This is a genomic window from Mycolicibacterium komossense (genome assembly GCF_025822605.1).
GTDB classification, from domain to species: Bacteria; Actinomycetota; Actinomycetes; order Mycobacteriales; family Mycobacteriaceae; genus Mycobacterium; species Mycobacterium komossense.
Map to the genome: position 1 here is coordinate 50,553 of NZ_JACKTY010000029.1, position 24,813 is coordinate 75,365.

General features: G+C 65.9%; 18 protein-coding genes and 1 tRNA gene. 11 read left to right on the plus strand and 8 right to left on the minus strand.

The features are described from left to right. Positions 1-6 precede the first annotated feature (6 nt). From H7J73_RS13695 to H7J73_RS13710, 4 genes are read left to right on the plus strand one after another with little or no spacing between them, the layout of a single operon-like run. A complete protein-coding gene (locus H7J73_RS13695) occupies positions 7-747 on the plus strand; it encodes a glutamine amidotransferase (RefSeq protein WP_264067979.1) in 741 nt (246 codons plus the stop codon). A gap of 54 nt (positions 748-801) precedes the next feature. Then, positions 802-2,238 (plus strand): purine-cytosine permease family protein, encoded by a 1,437-nt coding sequence (locus tag H7J73_RS13700; RefSeq protein WP_264067980.1) that lies wholly within the window; start codon positions 802-804, stop codon positions 2,236-2,238. Next, positions 2,235-3,110 carry an arginase family protein gene (locus tag H7J73_RS13705; protein ID WP_264067982.1) on the plus strand — a complete coding sequence of 292 codons (876 nt, stop codon included), beginning with the start codon at positions 2,235-2,237 and terminating at the stop codon, positions 3,108-3,110. The genes H7J73_RS13700 and H7J73_RS13705 overlap by 4 nt, the downstream gene beginning before the upstream one ends. Then, positions 3,107-3,982 (plus strand): ribokinase, encoded by an 876-nt coding sequence (locus tag H7J73_RS13710; protein ID WP_264067984.1) that lies wholly within the window; start codon positions 3,107-3,109, stop codon positions 3,980-3,982. The genes H7J73_RS13705 and H7J73_RS13710 overlap by 4 nt, the downstream gene beginning before the upstream one ends. 16 nt (positions 3,983-3,998) lie before the next feature. On the opposite strand, the gene H7J73_RS13715 is transcribed toward H7J73_RS13710, so the two are convergent. Next, entirely contained in the window at positions 3,999-5,204 is a 1,206-nt protein-coding gene (locus H7J73_RS13715) for an NADH:flavin oxidoreductase (protein WP_264067985.1), read from the minus strand. Between the two features lie 94 nt (positions 5,205-5,298). Between H7J73_RS13715 and H7J73_RS13720 the strand changes: the two genes are divergently transcribed. Next, positions 5,299-5,874, plus strand: coding sequence for a TetR/AcrR family transcriptional regulator (locus tag H7J73_RS13720; protein ID WP_264067986.1), 576 nt, complete (start codon positions 5,299-5,301; stop codon positions 5,872-5,874). Between the two features lie 105 nt (positions 5,875-5,979). On the opposite strand, the gene H7J73_RS13725 is transcribed toward H7J73_RS13720, so the two are convergent. Continuing rightward, positions 5,980-7,362, minus strand: coding sequence for an FAD-binding oxidoreductase (locus H7J73_RS13725; RefSeq protein WP_264067987.1), 1,383 nt, complete (start codon positions 7,360-7,362; stop codon positions 5,980-5,982). Positions 7,363-7,601: 239 nt separating this feature from the next. On the opposite strand from H7J73_RS13725, the gene H7J73_RS13730 reads away from it, so the two are divergent. Then, on the plus strand, positions 7,602-8,387 hold the full coding sequence (locus H7J73_RS13730; protein ID WP_264067988.1) for a cutinase family protein: 786 nt from the start codon (positions 7,602-7,604) through the stop codon (positions 8,385-8,387). 18 nt (positions 8,388-8,405) lie between these two features. Here H7J73_RS13730 and H7J73_RS13735 read toward each other — a convergent pair whose 3' ends face one another. Then, complete coding sequence (locus H7J73_RS13735) at positions 8,406-9,302, minus strand: COG4705 family protein (RefSeq protein ID WP_264067989.1); 897 nt, start codon at positions 9,300-9,302, stop codon at positions 8,406-8,408. A gap of 353 nt (positions 9,303-9,655) precedes the next feature. Between H7J73_RS13735 and H7J73_RS13740 the strand changes: the two genes are divergently transcribed. Then, a complete protein-coding gene (locus H7J73_RS13740; protein ID WP_264067990.1) occupies positions 9,656-10,054 on the plus strand; it encodes a hypothetical protein in 399 nt (132 codons plus the stop codon). Positions 10,055-10,227: 173 nt separating this feature from the next. After that, entirely contained in the window at positions 10,228-11,409 is a 1,182-nt protein-coding gene (locus H7J73_RS13745; RefSeq protein WP_264067991.1) for a hypothetical protein, read from the plus strand. 209 nt (positions 11,410-11,618) lie between these two features. Here H7J73_RS13745 and H7J73_RS13750 read toward each other — a convergent pair. From H7J73_RS13750 to H7J73_RS13770, 5 genes are all read right to left on the minus strand, one after another. Next, positions 11,619-11,692, minus strand: a tRNA-Met gene (locus tag H7J73_RS13750). 154 nt (positions 11,693-11,846) lie between these two features. Further along, entirely contained in the window at positions 11,847-13,232 is a 1,386-nt protein-coding gene (locus H7J73_RS13755; RefSeq protein ID WP_264067992.1) for an FAD-binding oxidoreductase, read from the minus strand. A gap of 110 nt (positions 13,233-13,342) precedes the next feature. Next, a complete protein-coding gene (locus H7J73_RS13760; RefSeq protein WP_264067993.1) occupies positions 13,343-16,774 on the minus strand; it encodes an ATP-binding protein in 3,432 nt (1,143 codons plus the stop codon). Between the two features lie 7 nt (positions 16,775-16,781). Beyond that, a complete protein-coding gene (locus tag H7J73_RS13765; protein ID WP_264067994.1) occupies positions 16,782-19,784 on the minus strand; it encodes a UPF0182 family protein in 3,003 nt (1,000 codons plus the stop codon). Between the two features lie 98 nt (positions 19,785-19,882). Beyond that, positions 19,883-20,905 carry a YlbL family protein gene (locus tag H7J73_RS13770; RefSeq protein WP_264067995.1) on the minus strand — a complete coding sequence of 341 codons (1,023 nt, stop codon included), beginning with the start codon at positions 20,903-20,905 and terminating at the stop codon, positions 19,883-19,885. 118 nt (positions 20,906-21,023) lie between these two features. Between H7J73_RS13770 and H7J73_RS13775 the strand changes: the two genes are divergently transcribed. From H7J73_RS13775 to H7J73_RS13785, 3 genes are read left to right on the plus strand one after another with little or no spacing between them, the layout of a single operon-like run. Then, the gene (locus H7J73_RS13775) at positions 21,024-22,430 is read left to right on the plus strand and encodes a zinc-dependent metalloprotease (protein WP_264067996.1); all 1,407 of its coding nucleotides are present in this window, start codon (positions 21,024-21,026) and stop codon (positions 22,428-22,430) included. A 35-nt stretch (positions 22,431-22,465) separates the two neighbouring features. Beyond that, on the plus strand, positions 22,466-23,317 hold the full coding sequence (locus H7J73_RS13780; protein WP_264067997.1) for a bacteriocin biosynthesis cyclodehydratase domain-containing protein: 852 nt from the start codon (positions 22,466-22,468) through the stop codon (positions 23,315-23,317). A gap of 43 nt (positions 23,318-23,360) precedes the next feature. Further along, the gene (locus H7J73_RS13785; RefSeq protein WP_264068507.1) at positions 23,361-24,692 is read left to right on the plus strand and encodes a macrolide-binding ATPase MABP-1; all 1,332 of its coding nucleotides are present in this window, start codon (positions 23,361-23,363) and stop codon (positions 24,690-24,692) included. Positions 24,693-24,813: the final 121 nt, after the last annotated feature.

The window sequence follows — 24,813 nt, forward strand, 5'->3', positions numbered from 1 at the left end:
AAAACAATGCGCGTTCTGCTCCTAGGCGAATCCTGGCACGTCCACCTCATCCACCAGAAGGGCTTCGACAGCTTCACCAACAGCGAATACACCGAAGGCGGAGCCGAGTTCAAGGAGGCTGTGCGCAACCGCGGCTGGCAGGTGGACCACATTCCCGCACATCGCATCGCCGACGATATGCCGCAGACGGTCGAGGGTTTGGCCGCGTACGACTGCGTCGTCATCAGCGATGTCGGTTCCAATACCTTCCTGCTCACGCCGTCGGTGTTCAAGAATTCCCTTCCTGGGGTCAATCGGCTGCAGCTGATCGCCGACTACGTCCGCCAGGGCGGTGCCCTGCTGATGGTCGGCGGCTACCTGTCGTTCTCCGGGATCGAGGGCAAGGCTCACTACGCGCGCAGCCCCATCAGCGACCTCCTGCCGGTGGAACTGTTGGTCGGCGACGACCGCGTGGAAGCTCCCCAGGGTGTCAAACCCGTAGTGGTCAAAGAGCATCCGGCATTGCCAGCGAGCCGCGACTGGCCCGCCGTCCTCGGCTACAACGCCACCATCGCCAAGCCCGAAGCCGAGGTTCTGGTCACCGTCGACGACGCTCCGCTGGTCGCAGTCGGCACAGCCGGAGACGGTCGCGTCGCAGTGTTCACCTCGGATCTGGCGCCGCACTGGGCGCCGCCCCCGTTCCTGGCATGGGATGGCTACGGCGATCTGTGGCACCAGCTCTTCACTTGGCTCAGCGCCGGCGAATGACCCACAGCTAGGCCCCGATCCCCCCACTCCCGACACGAGACACCAGGACAACCGATGACCAATCAGTTCCTCGAAGATCGCTCGTTCGACTACGTCCCGCCCAATGAACGCACCGGCAACCTCTGGTCCCAGACGCAGCTGTGGTTCATGATCAACGCCTCATTCCTGACGGCGTCGACAGGCGCACTGGGCGTTCTGGCGGGTCTGGGCCTGGGGTGGTCCACCTTTGCCATCATCTCCGGAAGCATCTTCGGGACGCTCTTCCAAGCCTTCCACGGTGCCCAGGGCCCGCGGATGGGTCTGCCGCAGATGATCCAGTCGCGGGCGCAGTTCGGCACCCGCGGGGCGGTACTGCCCCTGGTGGCGGCGACGTTGGTGCAGTTCGGTTTTGCCATCTTCTACGTTCAGACCGGCGCGTTGTCGATCAACGTAGTCACCCCATCCATTCCGCTATGGCCATTGGGGCTACTCGTGGGCGTCGCCGCGCTGACCGTCGCCACCATCGGCTACCGGCTGGTGATGCGGGCAGAGAAGATCGTCTCCTACCTGATGGTGGCAGCGCTGTTGGTGCTGAGCTTCTGCGCCTTCGCCTATCTGCCGATCGGCGACTACTTCTCCGACACCCACTTCGAACTCACCGCGTTCCTGTTGCAGTTCGGCGCGTCGGCCACCTTCCAGATCGCCGTCGCACCAGTGGTTTCGGACTACACCCGGTACCTACCTGAACGTGTGTCGGGCGCCAAGGTGTCAGCGACCGTCTTCGGCGGCACCCTGGTCTCGGCGATCTGGATCGAATTTCTCGGCGCCGTCCTCGCCATCGCCTACCCGGAGGCCAGCACGGTGGCGGCCTTCGACCAACTGGCCCGCACCGCCTCCAGCGGTCTCGCCGTTGCAATCATGATCGTGTCGCTGTTCACCTGCCTGAACGCTGTCGCCGTCGCGTTCTACAGCGGATCCGTCGCATTCTTGACCGCAGTGGAAGGATTCCGCCGCTTCACCTCGACCTTCCGCGTGCGAGCGCTGTGCATCGGGTCCCTCGGATCGCTGGCGATCATCGCCAGTCTGTTCCTGCCTGACAACGCACTGAACACGTTCGGGGTGTTCCTCGCGGTCCTCACCTACTTCCTGATCCCCTGGACCGCGGTCAACCTGACCGACTACTACCTGGTGCGCCGCGGAATCCTCTCCATCTCAGATATTCTCAAAACCGACGGCGGTATCTATGGCGTCTGGGGCAAGACGGGGATGATCAGCTACGCCGCCGGATTCGTCTGCATGATCCCGTTCTTCAGCACCACGGTGTGGGTCGGGCCGGCCGCTGCCGCGATGGGTGGTGCCGATTTCTCCTTTGCGGTGGGGCTGTTGGTCTCGGCGGGCCTCTATCTGTTACTGACCCGAAACTTCGATCGCCAGGCTGAATTCGAGCTCGTCTCTCGCTCGCCGCTGAACACCATCGAAGACACTTCGGCCACTGTTGGAGTACACAAGTGACGACCCTGCGCCTGGAATGGCCCCAGTGGCAAGGAGGCGAGCCGCAGGGCGTCGAGCACTACACCGCGGGGCTCGACCGCGACGAGAGTCGCATGGCCTACGGGATCGGCGGTCAACTGACGGCATTCCTCGCCCCGCCCCACGCCGGACCGACGTCGCGCATCCGGGTGCCCGACTACAGCGTCGACCTGCCCTTGGAGGACGGCATCGTCGGCAAGTTCGAGGTCCTGCGTCAGCATGACGAAGCCCTAGAACTGATGCGTCTAGCAGATGCCGACCGCGTCGTCACTCTCGGCGGGACCTGCGCGGTCAGCCTGACACCATTCGCGTACCTGGCGTCGCGGTATCCCGATGACCTGGCCGTGATCTGGCTCGACAGCCACGCCGACAGCAATCTGCCCGGCGGCCCCAACTGCGGCTTCAACACCATGGTGGTCACACACCTGAGCGGACACGGCGACCCCGAGGTCCTTGATCGTCTGCCGGCGACACTGCCTGCGGAACGCATTCTGCTCGCCGGGGTGCACGGCTGGGACGACCAGGACAGCCACACCCACGAATCCTGGGGTCTGTCTCTCGTACCACCCGCCACGACCGAGGTCTTTCACGGCGCCGTGCTGAAATGGCTGCGCGACAGCGGTGTTCGTCACGTCGCCATCCACTTCGACCTCGATGTCATCAACAGTGACGAGCATGCGTTCGGGATGGCGTGGGAGAAGGACGGCATCTCCAAGGCCACCGCGCTCGGACTGATCGACTTGGTGGCCGCCGAATTCGACCTGGTCGGGCTCACCGTGGCCGAATTCGTTCCCCGGGAAGCGGTCACGTTGCGGTCGATGTTGCAGAACCTGCCGCTACTCAGCCCCGGATGAGCCCACTGGTGGCTGTGGCGGGCAGCATCAACCTCGACTACACCGTGCATGTCGAGCAGCTGCCGAGCCCAGGTCAAACGGTGCTCGGCAGCGATGCGACCCGCGGATTGGGCGGCAAAGGCGCCAATCAGGCTGCTGCCGTCGCCCAGCTGCTGGGCACCTGCCGGATGATCGGCGCTGTCGGGGACGACCCGGAGGGTGCGTGGCTGCTCGAGCGGCTCACCGGCTTCGGGGTGGACGTCGACTCCGTGACGCGCGACGACGCCCACCCGTCCGGGGTCGCGCTCATCGGGGTTAGCGCCGACGGCGAGAACAGCATCATGGTTGCACCCGGGGCGAACGGGCACGTGATGGTGTCGCAGGACTCCACCGCCGATGCAGATGCCCTGCTGCTGCAATTTGAGATTCCTCTGACGACGGCGACCCGGGCTGCCACCGAGTTCGACGGCTTCGTCGCAGTGAATCCATCTCCCGCCCAGCATATTCCGGTGGCACTGCTGGAACGGGCCGATCTCTTCGTGGTCAACGAGGGTGAATACCGCGACCTGCCGGAATTGCGCGACGCGCCCCTGGTGGTCATCACCCGCGGGTCTCGCGGCGCAGATCTCCTCCGCCACGGGCAGGTGAGGCACCACGTCGACGCGGCGCCAGTTGCACACGTGGCCAACACAGTTGGAGCCGGCGATGCCTTCTTCGCCGCGCTCGCCAGCACACTCATCCTCGACATCTCTGCCGAGTCGGCACTGCAGATCGCGTGCCTGGTCGCCGCCGACGCCGTGGCGGCTTCTGGGGCCCAGCCGGAGCTGTCGCGGTTGGAAAGGTATCTCGCGCGAGCGAACCAGGGCGCCAACACCAGTCAGTCGGGGTGTTGACCTGCTCAGTGCACCTTCACTGAGATTCCGACGGTTCGGGGCGTAGCACGCATCGGGTGCCGTCGTAAATCGTGGCCATGCACTTCGTGCAGTGCACACACAGCCCTTCGCTGCGCGTGCCGGCGTGAAACTGGTTGATCAGCTGGGGATCGCGCAACAGAGCCCGCGCCATCGCGACGAACTCGAATCCTTCGGCCAGGGCGGTTTCGACAGTGGGCATGGTGTTCACGCCACCGAGCAGGATCAGCGGCATGGTCAGCGCCTCGCGGAACTGGCGGGCCAACGGCAAGAAGAACGCTTCTTCGAAAGGGTAGGTGCGGAACATCCGACGACCGATGAGCCGCAACCCCAGCCGGGCGATCGCGGGCTGCGAGGCGATGAACTCCGCCATCGGGACATCGCCGCGGAAGTAGTACATCGGGTTGAGCAGCGAGCTGCCACCGGTCAGCTCCAACGCATCCAGATGCCCGTCGGACTCCAGAAGGCCTGCTGTCAGCAGACTGTCGGTCAGCCAGAAGCCGCCCCGCACCCCATCATCCATGTTGAATTTGGCGATGACAGCGACGGTGTCACCGGCTTCTCTACGCACCCGCTCGACGACCCGGCGAGCCAGTTCGGCGCGGCGCAGCGCGTCACCGCCGAAGCTGTCGTCGCGCTTGTTCAGGTTGGGGCTGAAGAACGAGCTGACCAGATAGCCGTGCCCCAAATGTACTTCGATTGCGTCGAAACCGGCGTCGACGGCGTTTCTTGCTGCAGCACCGAAGTCACTGATGACCTCGTCGAGCTGCGCCGTGGTGGCCGCGTGTACCAATCCCATTGCCGGAGCACTGAATCGGGTCGACGGCGCCAGCGTTGGGGCTCGGTTGGACCGAGTGTTGGCGACCAGACCCGCATGTCCGATCTGGGCGGACACCAGCGTGTCGTGGGCGTGTACCGCATCGGTCAACCGGCGCAACGCAACAGCTCTGCGAGCGTCGAGCACCACGGTGTCGCGATGCACGCGCCCCCCGGGTGAGATCGCGCAATACGCCACGGTCGTCATCGCCGCTCCCCCGCGCGCGACCTCGACGTGGAAATCGACCAGGTCGTCGGTGACCTCGCCACGTGGCATCCGGCCCTCGAAGGTGGCCGCCTTGATGAACCGATTCTTCAGCGTCAAGGGCCCGAGGCGAGCGGGCGTGAATGCCTCGGATTTGCGGGTCGCATCAATGGTGACGGGCATGGGAGTTAGTTTCGGTGCCATTGGCATCGTAATATAACAGGGCCGGACCAGCAGGCATAGCCGATTTCGAAAACGGAGGATCACACTGGCTGCCGTGGAGGACGACAGGTCGATAGGACGCCCGCGGGACAGTTCGATAGATGAGCGGGTGTTCGCAGCGACCCGCGCGCTGCTGCTCGAAGTGGGCTGGGACGAGTTGAGCATGCGGCTGATCGCGGCCCGCGCTGGAGTGAGCCGGTCGAGCCTGGACCGCCGGTGGTCGTCAAAGGCGGAGGTCGTTCTGCACGCGATTCTCGGTGCGACGCCGGATCTCGCGCCCTTCGCAGGCACCGACCGCGCCGGCTGGGTGGAGTGGGTGGCCCGCGGCAGCCGCCAACTGTATGCCCGTGCTGAAGTCAGAGCCGCGATACCCGGACTGCTGCTCGCGATGGCCGAAAACAACGAGCTCCGCGATCGGTTGTGGGCCGACTTCAGTGGACCCGCGGTGGCATTGTTCACCAGCGGGCACGACGACAATCCCGTAGCCGCCGAGCGCGACGCCCGGGCCGCACTCGCGATGGCCGCCGGCGCAGCCCTTTTCCTGACCACCATCGCCACCCAGGACGACACCGACGCGCTGCACGCGCGAATCGCTGACATCCTCATTGCTGCCGTGGCGCCGCGGGAATGACCCTCGCTCGGCAGGTCCCTCGGAGCCTGAACTGCCGTTAGCGGACATCGTCGAACGACCCGAATAGGCACGGACGAAACGTGACAGCCCTGGGGACGCGCGTCGTCAGTCGAAGATCTTGCCCGGATTGAGAATTCCGTAGGGGTCGAGCGCGGCCTTGACTGAGCGATGCATCGCTAATACAACGGGGTCGACTTCCTTGGCCAGCCCGTCCTTCTTCAACAGGCCCACGCCGTGTTCACCGGTGACGGTGCCACCGAGTTCCAGCGCGGCGTCGATGATCTCGGCGAACGCCGCCTGAGCGCGAACTCGGGCGGCGTCGTCATCGCGGGGCGTGATGAGCAGCGGGTGCAGGTTGCCGTCGCCGGCATGCGCGATGTTGGCGATCGTGATGCCGTACTCGAGGCCGATCCGTTCGATTCGCGAAAGCATCTCCGCAACATGGCGTTTCGGAACGCACACGTCTTCGGTGAGCACCGGGCCCAGCCGCTCCATGGCGGGGTACGCCAGCCGCCGGGCGGCGAACAGGGCGTCGGCCTCCTCCTGGTCGGTGGACACGGCCGACCAGGAGGCCCCGGCCTCATCGAAACACGCGAGCATCTTCTGCGCCTCCTGCTCACCGGCTGGGTCCGGGGTGTCGACGCGGCCCAGTAGCACGGCGTTCGCGTCCACCGACAGCCCCATGTTCTTCCAGGCGTCGACGGCGAGGAGACACTGCCTGTCCACCAGTTCCAGGGCCGACGGCGTCAATCCCGCCGCGGCGACCGCGCTGACCGCGCGGCCGGCGTCGACGACGGAATCGAAGTAACCGGCGATGGTGCGCTGCGGATCCTGCAGCGGGCGAAGCTTGACCACGATCTCGGTGATGATGCCCAGTGTTCCTTCCGAACCGACCATCAAGCCCGCAAGGTCATAGCCGGCCACGCCTTTGGCGGTCCTGCGCCCCAGTCGGACGACGTCACCGGTCCCGGTGACCACCTGCATTCCCATGACGTAGTCGCGTGTCACCCCGTACTTCACACAGCACAGGCCGCCGGCGTTCGTCGCGACGTTGCCGCCGATCGTGGACCACGGCGAGCTGGCCGGGTCAGGCGGATACCACAGACCGTGCTCCGCGCAGGCCGCGCGAAGATCGTCGTTGACGACGCCGGGCTCGACGACGGCATACCGCTCCAGCTCGTCGATCGTCTTGATCGCCGTCATTGCGTCCAGGGCGATGACGACGCAGCCTGCGGTGGCGTTCGCGCCACCCGAGAGTCCGGTGCCGGCACCGCGGGCCACCACGGGTGTGCGATGGGCGAGGCAGGCCCGGACAACGGCCTGGACTTCCTCGGTGCTGGAGGGACGGACGACGGCGATCGGCGAGGAGTGCGGCGCCCACTCCGCTTCGTCATGCTCGAAGGAAGCCATTACCTGCGGGTCGAGTAGTAGCCGGGCGGCCGGCACGCTGGCCCGCAGCGCAGCGATCAATGGCTCGTTGACTGACACTCATCGACGGTAGCCCCGTAATACCGCAGACGAAATGGGGCACGTACGACGTCAGCGTCCGGCGGAACTCCGCAAACGCTTCGCGCGCCGCTGAGCATCCCGGGATCGAGTTATTTCATCGGAGACATACATCACTTGACAAAGGTGGAATCGCAGCTCAGGGGTCCGGACTTATAGCTACCAGTTGCCACCTCTACACAGAAGCGATGGCACCAGGCGTCAAGAACGGGGACTACCTCATGACAACACCGCAACCGGCCCGCCCGGGTAGCAAGACCGCGCAATCGGCGATCTTCTCGGCACTCGCATTCGCAGCCGTCGCGACCGGTCTGGTGGCCGGCCCCGCAGCAACCGCCAACGCCGCCGACGACTCGTGCGCCAACGTCGAGGTGGTCTTCGCCCGCGGCACATTCGAAGGACCTGGTGTCGGCGCCACCGGCCAGGCGTTCGTCGACTCCCTGAGCGCGCGCCTGCCGGGCAAGTCCATCGACGTCTACGGGGTCAACTACCCCGCATCACTGGACTTCGGCCAGGCCGTCGACGGAGTTGCCGACGCCAGCAACAGGATTCAGTCGATCGCCAACCAATGCCCGTCGACCAAGATCGTTCTCGGCGGATACTCCCAGGGCGCCGCAGTCGCCGGATACACCACCAGCAGCGTCGTCCCGGCCGGCGTGGCGTTGCCGGCCGGCCTGTCCGGCCCGATGCCCGCATCCGTCGCTTCGCACGTCGCGGCGGTGGCCTTGTTCGGGACCCCCGACCCCTGGTTCCTGGGTGTGGCCGACCGCAGCGCTCCCCCGATCACCATCGGCGACCTCTACGCGGCCAAGACCGTCCAGATGTGCGCCGCCGGTGACCCGGTCTGCTTCCCAGGAGGCCTGGATCGCTCCGCCCATAGCTCCTACAAGAGCAACGGAATGACCGATCAGGCAGCCGATTTCGTTGCCGGCAAGCTGGGTGTTCCCGCCCCCGCCCCAGCAGGGACTGTGGTGCAGGCGGCTGCCGAGGTCGCCCCCGCCAACTGATCACGACCACCGCACCAACTATCCGGGCGACACGGGGGGACCCGCCGTAACAGTGATGACGTCACCGTTAGGCCGCTGCAGCTGCCCGGTGTGGCGGTTCAACGGCAGCGGCAACGGCTCCAGCGGATGACGGCGGACGTCGAGAATCTGGTAGCCGACGAGTACCACCAAGGCAGCGACGAGGATCGCCGAGGCGCCGGCGTTGCCCAACCCCACTCCACCGTGGTCGCGGCTCCTGCTCAGGATGTTCCCCACCTCCGCACCCCAGGGGCGCGTCAAGATGAAGGCGATCCAAAACAGCAGCATGGCGTTGATCTTGGTGAAGTAGTGGGCGGCCAGAAGGATCAGCATCGCCGCGGTCAACACGAGCGCGGCGGGGAGCAATCCCACACCTAGCCCCTGGTCGCTCGCCAGGTAATCCCCCGTAGACGTGCCGAGGCTGTTGGAGAAGATGACGGCGACCCAGAACAACACCTCGCCGGTGAGGGTAGCGACGTTCTCGACGTTGAGGGTCTGGCCGCTGCGCCACCAGATCAGCATTACGGCAGCCAGCCCACTCCCAAGGATCAGCGCCCCGGTGAGCTGCCCGAGGCCCGATGTGTAGTTGATGAAGTCCGAGATCGTGGTGCCGAGAGTGCTGGTGAGCACAACCACGATCCAGAACAGCGCCGGGTGAAAATGGCCGGCCCGCAACTGAATTGCCAGAGCGACGAGCAGGACGGCGAGTAACAGCATCGCGGCGCGCAGGGTACCTAGGCCCAGTGTCTGGGAGAAGAAGTCACCCGCCGTCTCACCCAACGTGGTCGCCAGGATCTTGATCGCCCAGAACAACGCCGTGATATGCGGTAGTTTGCGCAGCACATACTTGCCGGGCGTGAGGTGCGTGTCCTGGTAAACCTGAAGGTTGCCCGCCACGTCTGTCTCCTCCGACCGGATGTGATGGTCTGAAGTGTCGCAGGCTGGCGCGCAGCAATTGCCTCTACACAGCGAATTCCCAGTTAGTTGGCCAGCTTTCGCTTCACGGCGTTGGGCGGAAGCTACGCCTACCGGCGCGCCCACCAACGACGTACGGTTTGGGTCACGGGACCGTGCCGGCATCACCCGCTGCGCGTTGTAGGACTCTGCGCCTCTTGTATGGCAGGCGCGCAGACACCAGGGGTGTGGGGGTCCGCGCAAGCACCCCTGGAATCGAACGTATCGAAGCCAAACACATCCGAGCTGTGAGTCTGGCAGGCGGACTGGCTACGATGCGGTGACCTGGGAGAGCAATGAGCATTGTTCGCGTCAACTTCCTGCCTGAGTTCTATCTCGGTGAGGACGCGGTGCTGCTGACGTTGGACGGCAGCGGCGTCGACGAGATGAAAGACGCCGTGGAAGAGGCGAGAAACAACGGCTCGTCGCGGTTTGTGCACGATGGTGTCGACCAGGAGTTTCACATCGAACCCGGCGCAGCGACTGTCGAACTCAGTCCCTCCCGAGTGGTGTGGCGGCTTGATCAGGCAAAAGCGGCTGAGATTTCCCAGGATTTGGTTGCGCTGGGCGTTCCGAGGGACAGCGGTCGAACTGCCGGCCATTTCTATATCGATATGACCAGTCCCGCAGAGACTCTGGTCATATCACGCGACGAATACACCGACGTCGTCTATCCAGGTGTGACGCCACAGTAGGCGCAGTTATTGCTAGCAGCGGCTCAACTTGGCCCCGCATCCGCAGCAGACATCCGCAGTAGATAGGACTGTCCGGGCACCGACACCGCAACTCACTGCAACTCTAGACCGACCTTGTGATCCACCTCATAGTTGGCGCGAGCACACCCCGCCACCTGCAAGGAGCGACACCGATGTCGACAACGCACGTCCCGCCGAGCGCAGACGACGCCGGTCACACTCCCATCGCCGTCCTACCCGACCAGGTGCAGCACAATGCTGACCGCAATCGATGGGTGGCGTTCGGACTGGCCAACCTCGCGGTGGTGGTCGGACTCGCGCTTTCAGGGTGGTATCTGCTCGCCGACCCCGAGACCAGCCCGTGGAACTTCTATCCGCTGCCATTCAACGCGGCGTTATTCTGGGCCATCCTGTTCGTAGTGTTCATCGGATTCAATTCCGAGTTCGCAGGTTTCGACCGCTTGGCACAACCGTGGCGGGGGTGTGCGATCGCGCTGAGTGCCGTCGCGTTCGGGGTTGCGATGACCTGGATACTCGCGGCAGGCCTCGGGAGCATCGACCCCGACTTCGCGCCGGACCGAGCAGGCGGGCTCGGTTACTTCACCGGCGCGCTGTTCGTGTTGTTCGGCTTCGGAACGTTCGTGATGGCCGTGCTGAACTGGCAACACTGGCCGTGGCCACAACTGGGGCTCAAACAACCCGCCGTCGGCCTCGCCGAGATCGCCGCTGTCGCCGGCCCAACCCTGTTGCTGTACTTCGTCATTGGCCTGCCCGCGGCCAGCGTCGGCGACGCACATCCGATGATGTCGCTGGACAGCGTCCTTGGCTGGTTCTACAGCGTCGTCGTATCCGTCCTGCTGACCGGACAGACCTTGGACAACTGGCCATGGCGCCTCGCAGGCGGCCCGGCGCGGGTGGCACTTGCTTCGACGGCGGGAAATCTGACGCTGGGCACCGCGTTCTACTTCGTCGCCGTATGGCTTGTCGAAATACTGTTCGGCTCGGCGACCACTGATTCGCTCGGCAGCGGTGTTGCCCAGTACCCGGCACAACTCGGCGTCTGTTGGGCATTCTGGATCATCTTCTGGGCCAACGCTTTCGGCAATCGCCCCACCAGCATGGGTAACGCTGCGAACTACGCCATCCGCACTGCCGTGACGTTCGGACTCGGCGTTCTGACCTTTGTGCTGTACTACCGATTCGCTGCCGAGCATATTCTTCACGAACCTGCCGTCGCGCCGGGGATCAGCGGTAACGCTCTGGGTTTCATGGACTGGATGGTGCTGATGACGTTGCTCTATGTGGTCGGTTTCGAATCCCTTGGGCTGCGGCGACTCAAGAGTGATGGGCTGTAGCGCGACAGCTGCTCTGCCCGCCAAGGTTATCCGGGCTTTTCTCCACCGCGCGGCCCAAGTTCAATCGCGGGATAGCTGCGATCTCGGTCTATCCCCCAGCCTGACCAGAAGCTAGCCGAGTGGTGATGCGCCACGTGCTTATCCACCGGGTGGTCCGACCAGACATGAAAACGGCCCCCGGAGTAATCTCCGGGGGCCGTCCCATTTAGTAGCGGGGACAGGATTCGAACCTGCGACCTCTGGGTTATGAGCCCAGCGAGCTACCGAGCTGCTCCACCCCGCGACGGGTAAACACAAGGTTACTGGTCAGCCGCGAAGCCTCCAAATCGGGTGCTCAGAGACCGTTTTGCCCCTCGCGAGCGCGCATCGCTGTACGAAACGGGCGATGAATTACGTACCAGGGTGCGCGCTCGCGGGAAGCTGGGACGGCAGGGCGCTCACATCGGATACCTCGCCACCTGCCCGACGCGCAGCACACCAGCCGGGTCGTAGCGCTCGGCGAGGGCAGCCAGCCAGTACAGGGTGTCCTCGTCGTAGCAGCGGGCCAGCCGTTCGGGGTCGGATGAGGCCGCGAAGTTCGGCAGCTGACCGCCGGTAGACCAGGGTGCGAGCGCATCGATAATGGCCGCCGCATTGGCGGGCACCAGGTCGGCGATCGGCGGCACCAGGGCCCCGATTGTCGTCAGCGCGAACGCCGCACCGCGATGGCAGAACGCGCTGCGGTGCTGGGCCGGCTGAGCCAGCACCCCACCGAGCATGCGCAGCTCGACAACTGTCTGCATCGAGCCCGCATCGGGGCCTGCGACGGCCAGCAGCGCCTCGACGGCCTCCGGGGCCAGCTCCCGCAGCAGAGCATGGTTCTCGTGCGCAGGCGTCGGATTAGGGGGGTCCGCATGCACCGCACCGATCGCCGCGTACGGCAACACGGTGACGGCGTCGATCACCGGCTCCGTCACTTCCCGCATCGGAGCCAGCAGTCGCGCCCCCTCAAACGCGCTGCCGAGCGCCACATAGCGCACCGCGACAGTGAATCGGCCAGCCAGCGGCGACGGCACGTCGGGTAGTTCCGGCAGCTGCAGCAACGCGATCGAGGTGCTGACCGACTCGGGCAGTCCAACACACCAGCGTTGCCATGCCCGCAGTACCGCTGCGGCATCGGAGCCATCGAAATAGAGTGCGCCACCATAAAATTCGGTAATCGGAAGGAGCTCAATCTCGACAGCGGTGACGATGCCCAGTGTCGACTTGCTGCCGCGCAGACCCCAGAACAGATCACCGTGCTGCTCGGGCGTCACACGCAGCATCTCACCGGAGCCGGTGACCAACTCGAAGGCGCGGACGTAGTCCGAGGACAGCCCGATGCTGCGGACCAGCGGTCCGATCCCGCCACCGATCAGGAAACCGACCACGCCGACACCGGGAGCCGAGCCGCAGGCGGGCGCCAAGCCCAGCGGGGTGACGGCGTCGAGCACGTGCTGCCAGGTGGCGCCGGCACCAACCCAGGCGGTGCGGTTACGCGAGTCGACGACGCAGCCATTGAGGGCGCCGGTGTGCACCAGGATGCTCTCGGCGCCGATCGGCACCGCACCGTGGCCGGTGGCCTGCACGGCCACCGTCAGGCCGTGGGAAGCAGCCACCCGAACCGTCGCAGCGACGTCGTGCGCAGACGCGGCGAAGACGGCGGCGCACGGGGCGACGGGCACAGCCGCGTTCCACGGCATGATGCGCTGATAGTCGGGATCCTCGGGGAGCGCTACGACACCGGCGATCCCGTGCCGCAGGCTGGCGGCCAGATCACGATCGGTGGCGGGGGCGAGACTCATAGGGCTTCTCTTCCTGGTTGTGCCGTGGGGGTGCCCCAACACTCACCGAACGGCCTTGGCGCATTCTTGGTGCGCACCCATCAAGGCGATCCAAGAAATCTCCAAGAGCGTCAGCGGGCGGCCAGCTCTCGCGCGGCAGCAGCCACCCCGCGCATGCCGACCCGCTCAGCCTCGAGGGCGACCGCCTCGGCCAGCGACCGGTCACCGTCCAGTTCGGCGCGCAGTAGCCGGCAGCGCAGCAGCGCGGGCACTCCCCCGGTCCGCATCGCCATCGCCTCGCCGATGGCGACCTGTTCCCGCGCCAGGTCGATATCGCCGAGTAACACGTACAACCTGGCGATGGCCAACGGAACCGGGCCGACGGTACCGACGTGCCCCAGCATCGCGACGCGGTCTGCGAACGGGGCGAGCTCATCGAGCAGACCGGGCGCGAAGTCGACCAGCCCGTGATCGGCACAGAGGTGCGCGCGAAGCGCAGTGAAGCCCAAGCTGGTCCACACGTGCGGATTCCCCGGACCACGGGAGAGCACCTCGGCGGCCTCGACCCGCGCCGCCGGCCCGGTCTGGACCGTCAGCAGCGCGGCACGCGCGACCTCCAACATGCTCTCTCCCCCGGCGTCGATCTCGTCTCCGAAAAGAGCTGCCACATCTACCGTTTCGCCGGTCTCCCGCAACAGTGCCGCCGCAGCGATGATGCTGCTACCTGCGCCGTAAAGCTCGGTCTGCTCGTGGACCTGTAGCGCGATGCCGTGATGACGCTGCGCCTCGACCAAATCACCACGCCACACCGCCAGGACGGCTTCCATCCAGCGCAACTGCGCCCGCAGCACCGGCAGCCGCAATTGCTCGCTACCTTCGATTCCGGCTCGCAGATGCCGTTCGGTCGCCTCCGCGTCACCGAGGTTCATCGCCGCCATGGTCGCCACCGAGTGCGCGATCACCGCGTCTTCGCGAATTCTATTGTGCTGCAGCATGATCAATTCCTGAATCCACTGCAGGATCTCGGCGCTGCGTTGCGCCACCCCCGAGTAGGTGATGATGCGTCCGACCAGGACATCGGCAATGACGTCGGAATCGCCTGCCTGCTCGGCAAGTTCGGCAGCCGTATCGAGCAGAACGGCGGAGACCGTGGGATCCACCTGGTAGCAGTTGCCCACCGCCAACGCGGCGCGGACCCGCGCGCCCGCGGCGGGATCGTCGTCGCACAGTTCGGCGGCACGGTTGAGTAGCGCCAGCAGCTCAGACGGATCGCCACCCGGAGCCAGCCAGGGCCAGCTACCGCTGACGCGCAGCAGTGCCGCCGCCACCCGGCCTGCCGTGGCCGCCCGACCGGCGCGAAACGCCTCCGCCAGCCCGGTGGAGGCACTGTCGAGAACCGTCTGCCCGCGACCGGCACGGCCAAGCGCCTCCAACAGCTCTACGGTCAGGCCATCACGCGTGGCGTCGTCACGCTCCGCGGGCGGCAGTTGGTCATAGGCATCCAGCGCAGCCTGCCACCAGAGCGCGGCGATATCGGAGCTCCACTGTTCGGTCGCGTGCTCGGCGGCCAACCGGCATGCAGCCACCACCACCGCCGGGTCCACCAACGGCAGCGCGGCGATCAGATGCTGGGCTCGCCGGCTCACCGCATCATGAGAGTTGTTGCCGGCCAAAACCTCCGCGACCTTGGCGTGCAGTCGCTGACGGCGCAACGCGGGCAGCGAGGACAGCAGATGCTCACGCAGCAACCCGTGAGCGAACTCGTAGCCCGCGCCGTCGTGGGCCGAGACAAGGATTCGCGCATCGGCGGCCTCGTCAAGGTAGTCGGCGAGTGTCTCCATATCGAGCCGGGTGGTCTCAGCCAACAATCCGAACGCCGATCCCTCCAAAGTGTCGCCGACCACGGCGGCGGCGCGCAGCACCTGCAGGACCGCTGCATCGAGACCGGCGAGCCGGCGGTCGAGCACCGATTTGATCGCCGACGGGATATCACCAGCACTGCGCTCCTCGCGCGGAAGTCGCGCGTACTCAGAGACGAAGAAGGGGTTTCCGCCGGTGCGGTCGGCGAGGATCGCGGCCTCGGCGTCGGTCAGTTCATCCTGCGGGTCCTCGGCGATATCGTTGGCCAGTGCCGTCACCTCGCTGCGGCTCAGCGCAGGAACATCGATGTGCCGGTTGCGATCTCCGCGCGCGACCGTCCCGAGTAGCCGGGTCAGCTCGGCGCTGTGGTCACCGTCGCGCACTGTCATGATGATCGCGACGGGATGCTCACGGAGGGCGCCGGCGATATAGGCCAGGCAGCTGGCCGACGTCGGATCGGCCCACTGCGCGTCGTCGATCACGACCACCAACGGTGCTTCTGCCCGCCCAGAGTCTTGCAGCAGAGTGTGAATACGTTCGTAGACAAGGAATCTCGCCGTATCAGGATCGGCATCGGCCGGAACCTCGAGCACCGCATCGGCATCCGCGCCCAGAGCGCGGATCAGCTGCCGCATCGGCCACCAGGGCGGGGTGCCGCGCTCGTCAGGGCAGCTCACCCACACCACTCGCCCCTGCGCCGCCGATACCCGGACAGCAGCTTCTTCGGCCAGGCGAGTCTTCCCGATCCCCGGTGGGCCGGTCAGCACCAGCCAGCAGGTGGCTCCACCACCTGCGTCGACGAGAGCTTTTGACAGCAAAGCCAATTCGCGAGCACGACCGATCATCGCACGCCGCGGCAACCCGGCAGGATGCTCCGGTGTCGCCGGGGCCGGGGCGGGCGACGACAGATCCTCGGCTCCGGTCCATGCGGGTGAGCGCGGCCACGCCGCCAGCTCCGGGGACTGCCGCAGAATGGCGGTCTGCAGATCCCGCAGTCCGGCGCCGGGTTCCAATCCGAGCTCGGAGTCGAGGTGGGCGGCGTGCGCGGCGAAGGTCTCGAGCGCCTCCGGTCCGCGCCCGGCCCGATACAACGCCAGCATCAGTAACCAGCAAGCCCGGTCCCGCAACGGATCATCGGCGCGCAGCCGGGCCGCATCGACCAACGCCTCAGCACTACGGCCGAGCGCGAGCAGCGCGGTGACGCGGTTCTCCCGGCACTCGGTGCGCAACTCGTCGACACCGGCCGATTCCTGTCTGACCCAGTCCTCGTCGCGCAGATCCTCCAGCAGCGAGCCCCGCCACAGCGCCAGCGCGGCGTCCGTTGACGACAGCGCGTCGCGCCACTCTCCGGCGCTGATCGCCGCACGCGCAGCCACACAGTGGTCGGTGAACGTGATCAGGTCGACGTCGTCGGCCCCGTTGACGGCAAGGAAATAGCCGGGCGCCTGCCGCACGATGGGCGACGCGGCACCGGTATCGGGCCGTAAAGCCTTGCGCAGGTTAGAAATATAGGCCTGCAGGCTCGCCGTCGCGCTACCGGGCACCTCGTCACCCCAGACCGCGTCGATCAGGCGGTCAGTGGACACCACCCGCCCCTGCGCCAGCAGCAGCGCCCCCAACACGGCGCGCTGCTTGGGCGGACCGATATCCACCGTCGCGGCGCCGTGGGTGACCTGCAGCGGGCCCAGTAACCGGTAGTGCACCGGCGAGCTACTTGGCGGTGCGGTACGCGTTCATGGCGTCATCGAGACGCTGCAACGCCTCGCCGTACTGCGCGAAGTTACCGCTCTGCTGCGCCGCCTGCATGCCGTCCAGCGCCGACTGAACCTCTTGCAGTGCGGTCGCTTTCGCCGTCGAGAGCTGCACGTTGCCACCAGGTGGCGGCGGTACCACGGCCATCGGTGGCGACGGCACCTCCGGCGAATTCGCGGCCGGCGGTGGCGTCCCCGGCGTGGCAGCCGGCACCTGTGCGGCCGGCGGCGCACCGGGCACCGGTGCCGGACCCGTCGCTGCCGCCCCGGCGCCGGCACCGAAGATGCCGTCGAGGGCGTCACGCACCGTCGGGCCGTAGCCGATCTTGTCGCCGTAGAGCATGGCCACCCGGATCAGGCGGGGATATGACGACGCAGCGTCACTGGCACCCGGTGATGCGTAGACCGGTGCCACGTACAGCAGCCCGCCCTGGCCCACCGGCAGGGTGAGCAGATTGCCCCACCGGATGCGGTTCTGGTTGTCGCGACCGATCACACCGAGATCCTGGCTGACCGCGGTGTCGGTACTGATCGCGTTGAACGCCAACTTGGGCCCGTTGACCTGTGTGGGGATGGTCAACACCGTGATCTTGCCGTAGGTGGCAGGGTCCGAGCTGGCACTGATGTAGGCCGCCAGGAAGTCCCGCCGGAACCGGTTCATCGCGCTGGTCAGCTGGAAGGACGCCGAATTGTCATTCTGCGCAATGTCCTTGGCGACGATGTAGTACGGCGGTTGGTAGCTCGATGCGGTGGGGTTCGGATCAAGGGGCACGTCCCAGAAATCCGAGGTCGAGAAGAACGTCACCGGATCGTCGACGTGGTACTTGGCCAGCAACTGCCGCTGAACCTTGAACAGGTCCTCGGGGTAGCGCAGGTGCTCGGCGAGGTCCGGGCTGATATCGGACTTGGGCTTGACCGTTCCGGGGAACACCTTCATCCACGCCTGCAGCACCGGATCGGTCTCGTCCTGCGCATACAGCGTGACCGTGCCGTCGTAGGCGTCGACAGTGGCCTTCACCGAGTTGCGGATATAGGACACCTGCTTGTCCGGCAGCAGCCGGTTCGCTGCGATCTCGTTGGAGTCTGCGGTCGCGCTCGACAGCGACGTCAGCTCCGAATACGGGTAGTTGTCCAGCGTCGTGTAGCCATCGACGATCCAGACCATCTTCTTGTTGACGATCGCCGGGTACACCCCATTGTCGGTGTCCAGCCACGGCGCCACCGCTTTGACCCGCTCGGCGGGATCGCGGTTGAACAGGATCTTGCTGTTGGGCCCGATCACGTTCGAGAACAGGAAGTTGCGCTCGGCGAACTTTGCAGCGAACACGCTGCGCGCCAACCAGTTTCCGACCGGCACACCGCCGGATCCGGTGTAGGTGTAGTTCTTCGTGTCGGTGTTGGTCTCATAGTCGTACTCGCGGTCGGTGCCGTTCGCGCCGACGATCGCGTAGTCCGAGGGCGCCGAGGCGATGATGGGGCCGTAGTAGATCCGCGGCTGATCCAGTGGCGCCGGTCCGGGCGAAACCACGGTGCCATTGGCGCCGACCACGCTGGCGAGGAACTCCGGGTAGCCACCGTTCTGGTTGGGATCGTTGGCGATACCGCGGACGGTGTTGGCCGGCGAAGCGATGAACCCGTTGCCATGGGTGTACACGGTGTGGCGGTTGATCCAGTCGCGCTGGTTGTCGATCAACCGGTCCGGGTTCAGTTCACGTGCGGCGACCACGAAATCACGCAGATTGCCGTCAGCGCTGGTGTAGCGATCGATGGACAGCTGATCGGGGAAGCTGTAGAAGTTCTTGCCCTGCTGGAACTGGGTGAAAGCCGGACCGACGATCGTCGGGTCGAGCAGCCGGATGTTGGAGATCGTGGAGCGGTCCGACGCCACCTGCTGGGCATCGGTGGGCGCATTGCCGCTGTAGTCGCGGTAGGTCACCGACTTGTCGGTCAGCCCGTAGGCCTGTCTGGTGGCCACGATACTTCGGCTGATGTATTCGCTTTCCTTCTGCGCCGCATTGGGTTTGACGCTGATCTGCTCGACCACCAGCGGCCAGCCGGCGCCGACGATCACCGAGCTCAGCAGCAGCAACACCAGACCGATGGCCGGAATCCGCAGGTCCCGCAGTACCAGCGCCGAGAACACCGCCGCGGCGCAGATCAGTGCGATCGCCAGCAGGATCAGTTTGGCGGGCAGGACGGCATTGATATCGGTATAGCCGGCGCCGGTGAACGGCTTACCGCCACGGGTGTGGCTGAGCAACTCGAAGCGGTCCAGCCAGTAGGCCACCGCCTTGAGCAACACCAGGACCCCGACCAGGGTGACCAGCTGGATACGGGCCGCGCGACTGAGCGCACCGCTGCGGCCGGCCAACCGGATGCCACCGAAGATGTAGTGCCCGATCAGGTTCGCGATCAGCGCCAGGAAGACCGCCACGAACACGTACGACAGCAGCACGCGGTAGAACGGCAGATCGAAGGCGTAGAACCCCAGGTCCTTACCGAACTGTGGGTCGGTGATACCGAAATTACCGCCGTGCAGGAACAGCTGGACCTGCACCCAGTACGTCTGCCCGATGACCCCGGCGAAGATGCCGATCGCCACCGGGATGCCGATGCCCACCAGCCGCAACCGGCCGATCACAGCGGTGCGGTACCGCGCGACGGGATCGTTGGGCCCGCTGGAGGGCACGAACACCGGCCGGGCGCGGTAGGCCAGCGCCATACCGGCGAACACGATCGCCCCCACCAGGATCCCGGTCACGAAGAACAGGCTGAGCTGGGTGAGCAGTTTGGTGGTGAACACCGAGCGATAGCCGAGCTCGCCGAACCACAGCCAGTCGACATAGGTGTCCACAAACCTCGGACCCACCAGCAGCAGTAGCACGACGACAAGAGCGATCGCGATCAAAATCCGGCTACGCCTGGTCAGCTTCGGCATCCTCGCGGCGGGCCGCATCCCCACGTTTTAACTCCTGATCGTGTTGGTGCTGCCGCCGGCAGACACTGGCTGTATCGGCCTAACTCTACGCAAACAAAATCCAGCGAACGCGGAGCCAGTGATCAGCAACGCGGTGGTTCGCCACCGGCTGAAACGGCGTGGAGGGCATCGATGGCCCCGGTGAGGGTGCCGACTTTGACCAGTTCGAGGCCGTCGATGCTGCCCGACTTGGCCTCGTCGCAGTTATCGGAGGGCACCAGGAACACCGTGGCGCCGGCGTCGTGCGCGGCCTCCATCTTGTGGGTGATCCCGCCGATCGGGCCCACCTCCCCATCATTGGAGATGGTGCCGGTACCGGCGATGAACTTCGCGTCGTTGAGATCGCCCGTGGTGAGCTTGTCCACCACGGCCAGGCTGAACATCAGGCCCGCAGACGGGCCGCCGATATTGGCCAGGTTGAAGTCGATCTTGAATGGCGCCCACGGCGCGTCGAGCACCGATACGCCCAGGTAGCCGTAGTCACGGTCAGGGTTGGAGCCGAGCGTGATCGTCGCGACGCCGGCCGGGGCGTTCTTGCGGCGGTAGTCGAGGACGATGTCCTCGCCGGCCTTGGTCTTCTTCAGCAGCGCGGTGAACTCGTCGAGGTTCGATACCGGCGTCCCGTTGACCGCGTCGATCGCATCGCCGGTCTGCAGTATGCCTTTGGACGGCCCGGAATCGGCGACGTTCTCCACGGTCACCGCCTTGGCGTACTTCAGGTAGTTCAACGCGGCGTACTCGGCGCTGCTCTCGGACTGTTTGAAATCGGCGTCGTTGGCCTTGTCCACCTCGTCGCGCGATTTGTCCGGCGGGTACACCAGATCGCGGGGAATCAGTTGCTCACTGCCGGACATCCACAACGTCAGCGCCTGCCCGAGAGTCAGCTCGTCGCGCTGCGACACCGTCGTCATGTTCAGGTTGCCCGACGTCGGCTTGGTCTCGGTACCCTCAATGTCTACGACGGGCTTACCGTCGAAATCACCAAGGGTGTTGAACGTCGGCCCCGGCCCCAACGAAACGAAGGGCACCGTCACCACGGCAAGCAGTACGCCGAAGGCGACAATCGGCACGAGCGCCACCATCAGCGTCAGAATCCGCCTGTTCACGCCGCCAAGACTAGGGCAAGGCCGACGGCGGCCCGATGAGCATCGGTTCGCCCGAGCTTCTCTGAGAGCGTGACCGGGCGCCGCGCACCGCCTGCGCGTGGTGAGTACCGTTGAGGTCATGGCTGACCTGCCCTTTGGCTTCTCGTCCGGCGGAGACCCCGACCCCGACAAGCGCAAGAAGGACGAATCCGATTCCGGATCGAGTTCGGGTTCCGGCCCGTCCGGGCCCTCTGACCCGTTCGGCTTCGGCGCCGGCGGCAGCAACTTCGACATGGGCGACCTGGGCCAGATCTTCACCAAGCTGGGTCAGATGTTCAGCGGTGCCGGCGGCGCGATGGGCGGGGGCACCCAGTCGGGACCGGTGAACTACGACCTCGCCCGCCAATTGGCGTCGAGCTCGATCGGCTTCGTCGCGCCCATTCCCGCCAGCACCGTCTCGGCGATCTCCGACGCGGTACACCTGGCCGAAACCTGGCTCGATGGGGCGACCGCCCTGCCGGCGGGCACCACCAAAGCCGTCGCCTGGACTCCCAACGACTGGCTCGACAACACCCTGGATACCTGGAAGCGGCTATGCGATCCGGTGGCCGAACAGATCTCCACGGTCTGGGCGTCCGCGCTGCCCGAAGAAGCCAAGAGCATGGCCGGTCCACTGCTGTCGATGATCACGCAGATGGGCGGGATGGCGTTCGGCTCGCAGCTCGGTCAGGCGCTGGGCACACTGTCCAAAGAGGTGCTGACGTCCACCGACATCGGACTTCCGTTGGGCCCCAAGGGCGTTGCCGCGCTGATGCCCGACGCCGTCGAAGAACTGTCGAAGGGTCTCGAGCTGCCCCGCGCCGAGATCCTGACGTTCCTGGCCGCTCGTGAAGCCGCGCACCATCGGTTGTTCAGCCACGTCCCGTGGTTGGTCAGCCAGCTGCTGAACACCGTCGAGACATACGCCAAGGGCATGCAGATCGACATGAGCGGCATCGAAGGCTTGGCCCAGGGCTTCAATCCGGCTGCGATGGCCGATCCGGCCGCAATGGAGCAGCTGCTCAGCCAGGGCATGTTCGAGCCCAAGGCCACCCCCGAGCAGACCGCCGCGCTGGAACGGCTCGAAACACTGCTGGCCCTTATCGAGGGCTGGGTGCAGACAGTGGTCACCTCGGCCCTGGGCGAACGGATCCCCGGTGCCGGCGCGCTCAGTGAGACGCTGCGCCGCCGACGCGCTACGGGTGGACCTGCCGAGCAGACCTTCGCCACCCTCGTCGGCCTCGAACTGCGGCCCCGCAAACTACGTGAAGCCGCCGCCCTGTGGGAGCGCCTGACCGATGCTGCGGGCATCGATGTCCGCGACGGCGTCTGGCAGCACCCCGATCTGCTGCCCGATACCACCGACCTCGACGAACCGGCCGGGTTCATCGACCGCATTATCGGCGGTGACACCAGCGGCATCGAAGAGGCACTGGCCGAGTTCGAAAAGGACTTCACGACACCGGACACCCCGGAAAAGCCGCAAGACCCACCTGTGGATAGCTGACATCGGGCCTGTCGGCGCCGTGACACAGTCGGCGTATGACAGGGCAATACAGCCTGGACCCGGCGCTGCCGGTGCTGGTTCGGCCCGACGGGGCCGTCCAAGTGGGCTGGGATCCGCGCCGGGCCGTCCTGGTGCGCCCGCCCCGGGGCCTGACGGCTTCCGCGCTGGCCGGGGTGCTGCGGTTGATGCAGAGCACCGTCGATGCCGACGAGCTGGTCCGTGAGGCGATCAGCCGCGGACCAGTCGATACCGCTGAGTTCACGGGTCTGATCGACGCGCTGGTGAAAGCGGGCGTGGCCAGACCGGCGCCGACACACCCGGTGGGACGGACGGCGTCGATCCGGATCCACGGGCGTGGGCCACTATCGGATTTGCTGGTCGATGCGCTGCGCTGCTCCGGCGCGCGGATCAAGCACAGCAGCCAGCCGCACGCCGTCGTGCGACCCGAGGCCACCGATCTGGTGGTGCTGTCGGACTATCTGGTCGCCGAACCCCGGATGGTGCGCGACCTGCACGACGCTGGTATCCCCCACCTGCTGGTCCGAGTGCGCGACGGCGTCGGCCTGGTCGGGCCGCTCGTGGTTCCCGGGGTTACCAGCTGCCTGGGATGCGCTGACCTGCACCGCAGCGACCGGGACGCCGCGTGGCCGGCGGTCGCAGCCCAGCTGCGCGACACCGTCGGCACCGCCGACCGGGCCACCATGCTGGCCACCGCCGCGTTGGCTCTCAACCAGGTCGACACCGTGATCAGTGCCATCCGCGGGCCGGCCGGTAACCCTGGCGACCGGCCCGCACCGTCGACGCTGTCAGCCACTCTCGAATTCGACGTCTCGACGGGCTCGATCGGGACCCGGCGCTGGCCACGGCACCCGCGGTGCCGATGCTGACCGCCGGTGTTGCCAGCTCCCGATGAGGGCCCGGCCGCGCGTCGTGGATGATGGTGTGGTGGCAGATATCAAACGCGGTGGCATGGCGCGGAACGCGAAGCTGGCGTCGTTGCCAGTGGGCTTCGCCGGTCGCGCCGCGCTGGGGTTCGGTAAGCGCCTGACCGGCAAGTCGCGCGATGAAGTGAACGCCGAAATGATGGAGAAAGCGGCCAATCAGCTTTTCTCCGTGCTCGGTGAACTCAAGGGCGGCGCGATGAAAGTCGGCCAGGCCCTGTCGGTGATGGAAGCGGCGGTCCCGGAGGAATTCGGCGAGCCCTACCGCGACGCGCTGACCAAACTCCAGAAGGATGCCCCGCCGCTGCCCGCGGCCAAGGTGCACCGCGTGCTCGACGCCCAGCTGGGCACGAAGTGGCGTGATCGGTTCACCTCGTTCGACGACATGCCGGTGGCGTCGGCAAGCATCGGCCAGGTCCATAAGGCGATCTGGTCCGACGGACGCGAAGTCGCCGTCAAGATCCAGTACCCCGGCGCCGACGAAGCGTTGCGCGCCGACCTGAAAACCATGCAGCGCATGGTCAGCATCTTCAAGCAACTCTCCCCCGGCGCCGACGTACAGGGCGTCGTCGACGAGTTGATCGAACGTACCGAGATGGAGCTGGACTACCGGCTCGAGGCCGACAACCAGCGGGCATTCGCCACGGCCTACAAGAATCACCCGCACTTCGTCGTGCCCGCGGTGGTGGCCAGTGCACCCAAGGTGGTGATCGCCGAGTGGATCGAGGGCATACCGCTGGCACAGATCATCCGCACCGGCACGCAGCAGCAGCGAGATCTGATGGGCTACAGGCTCTTTGAACTGACCGATGATGCACCGCGACGGCTGGAGATGATGCACGGCGACGCGCATCCGGGAAACTTCATGCTGATGCCCGACGACAAGATGGGCGTGCTCGACTTCGGTGCCGTCGCTCCCCTGCCGGGTGGAATGCCAAGAGAACTCGGCTCGATACTGCGCTACGCCGTCGACAAGAACTACGACAAGCTACTGCCGACGATGGAGAAAATCGGCTTCATCCAGAAGGGGCAGCAGGTCTCTACGCGCGAAATCGACGACATGCTGCAGCAGTACGTGCAGCCGTTGGAAGTCGACGAGTTCCACTACACCCGCAAGTGGTTGCAGAGAATGACCACGCTGAACTTCGACCGCGCGGCCGGTCAGATCAAAGCGGCCAGGCAGATGGACATCCCACCGAAGCTGGCGATCCCAATGCGGGTCATCGCCTCCATCGTGGCGATCTCCTGCCAGCTCGACGCGCACGTGCCCGTACGCAGCATCGCCGAGGAACTCGTCCCCGGCTTTTCGGACCCCGCCTGACGTTCGCGACTGTGCGGCCCCTTCCGGGACCGCACAGTCGCTCAGGCACTCAGTCGCTCAGTCGTTCAGGCGGCGACCGCCTGATTGCCTTCTTCCTCAACGGGGCTCGTTCCTCACCCCG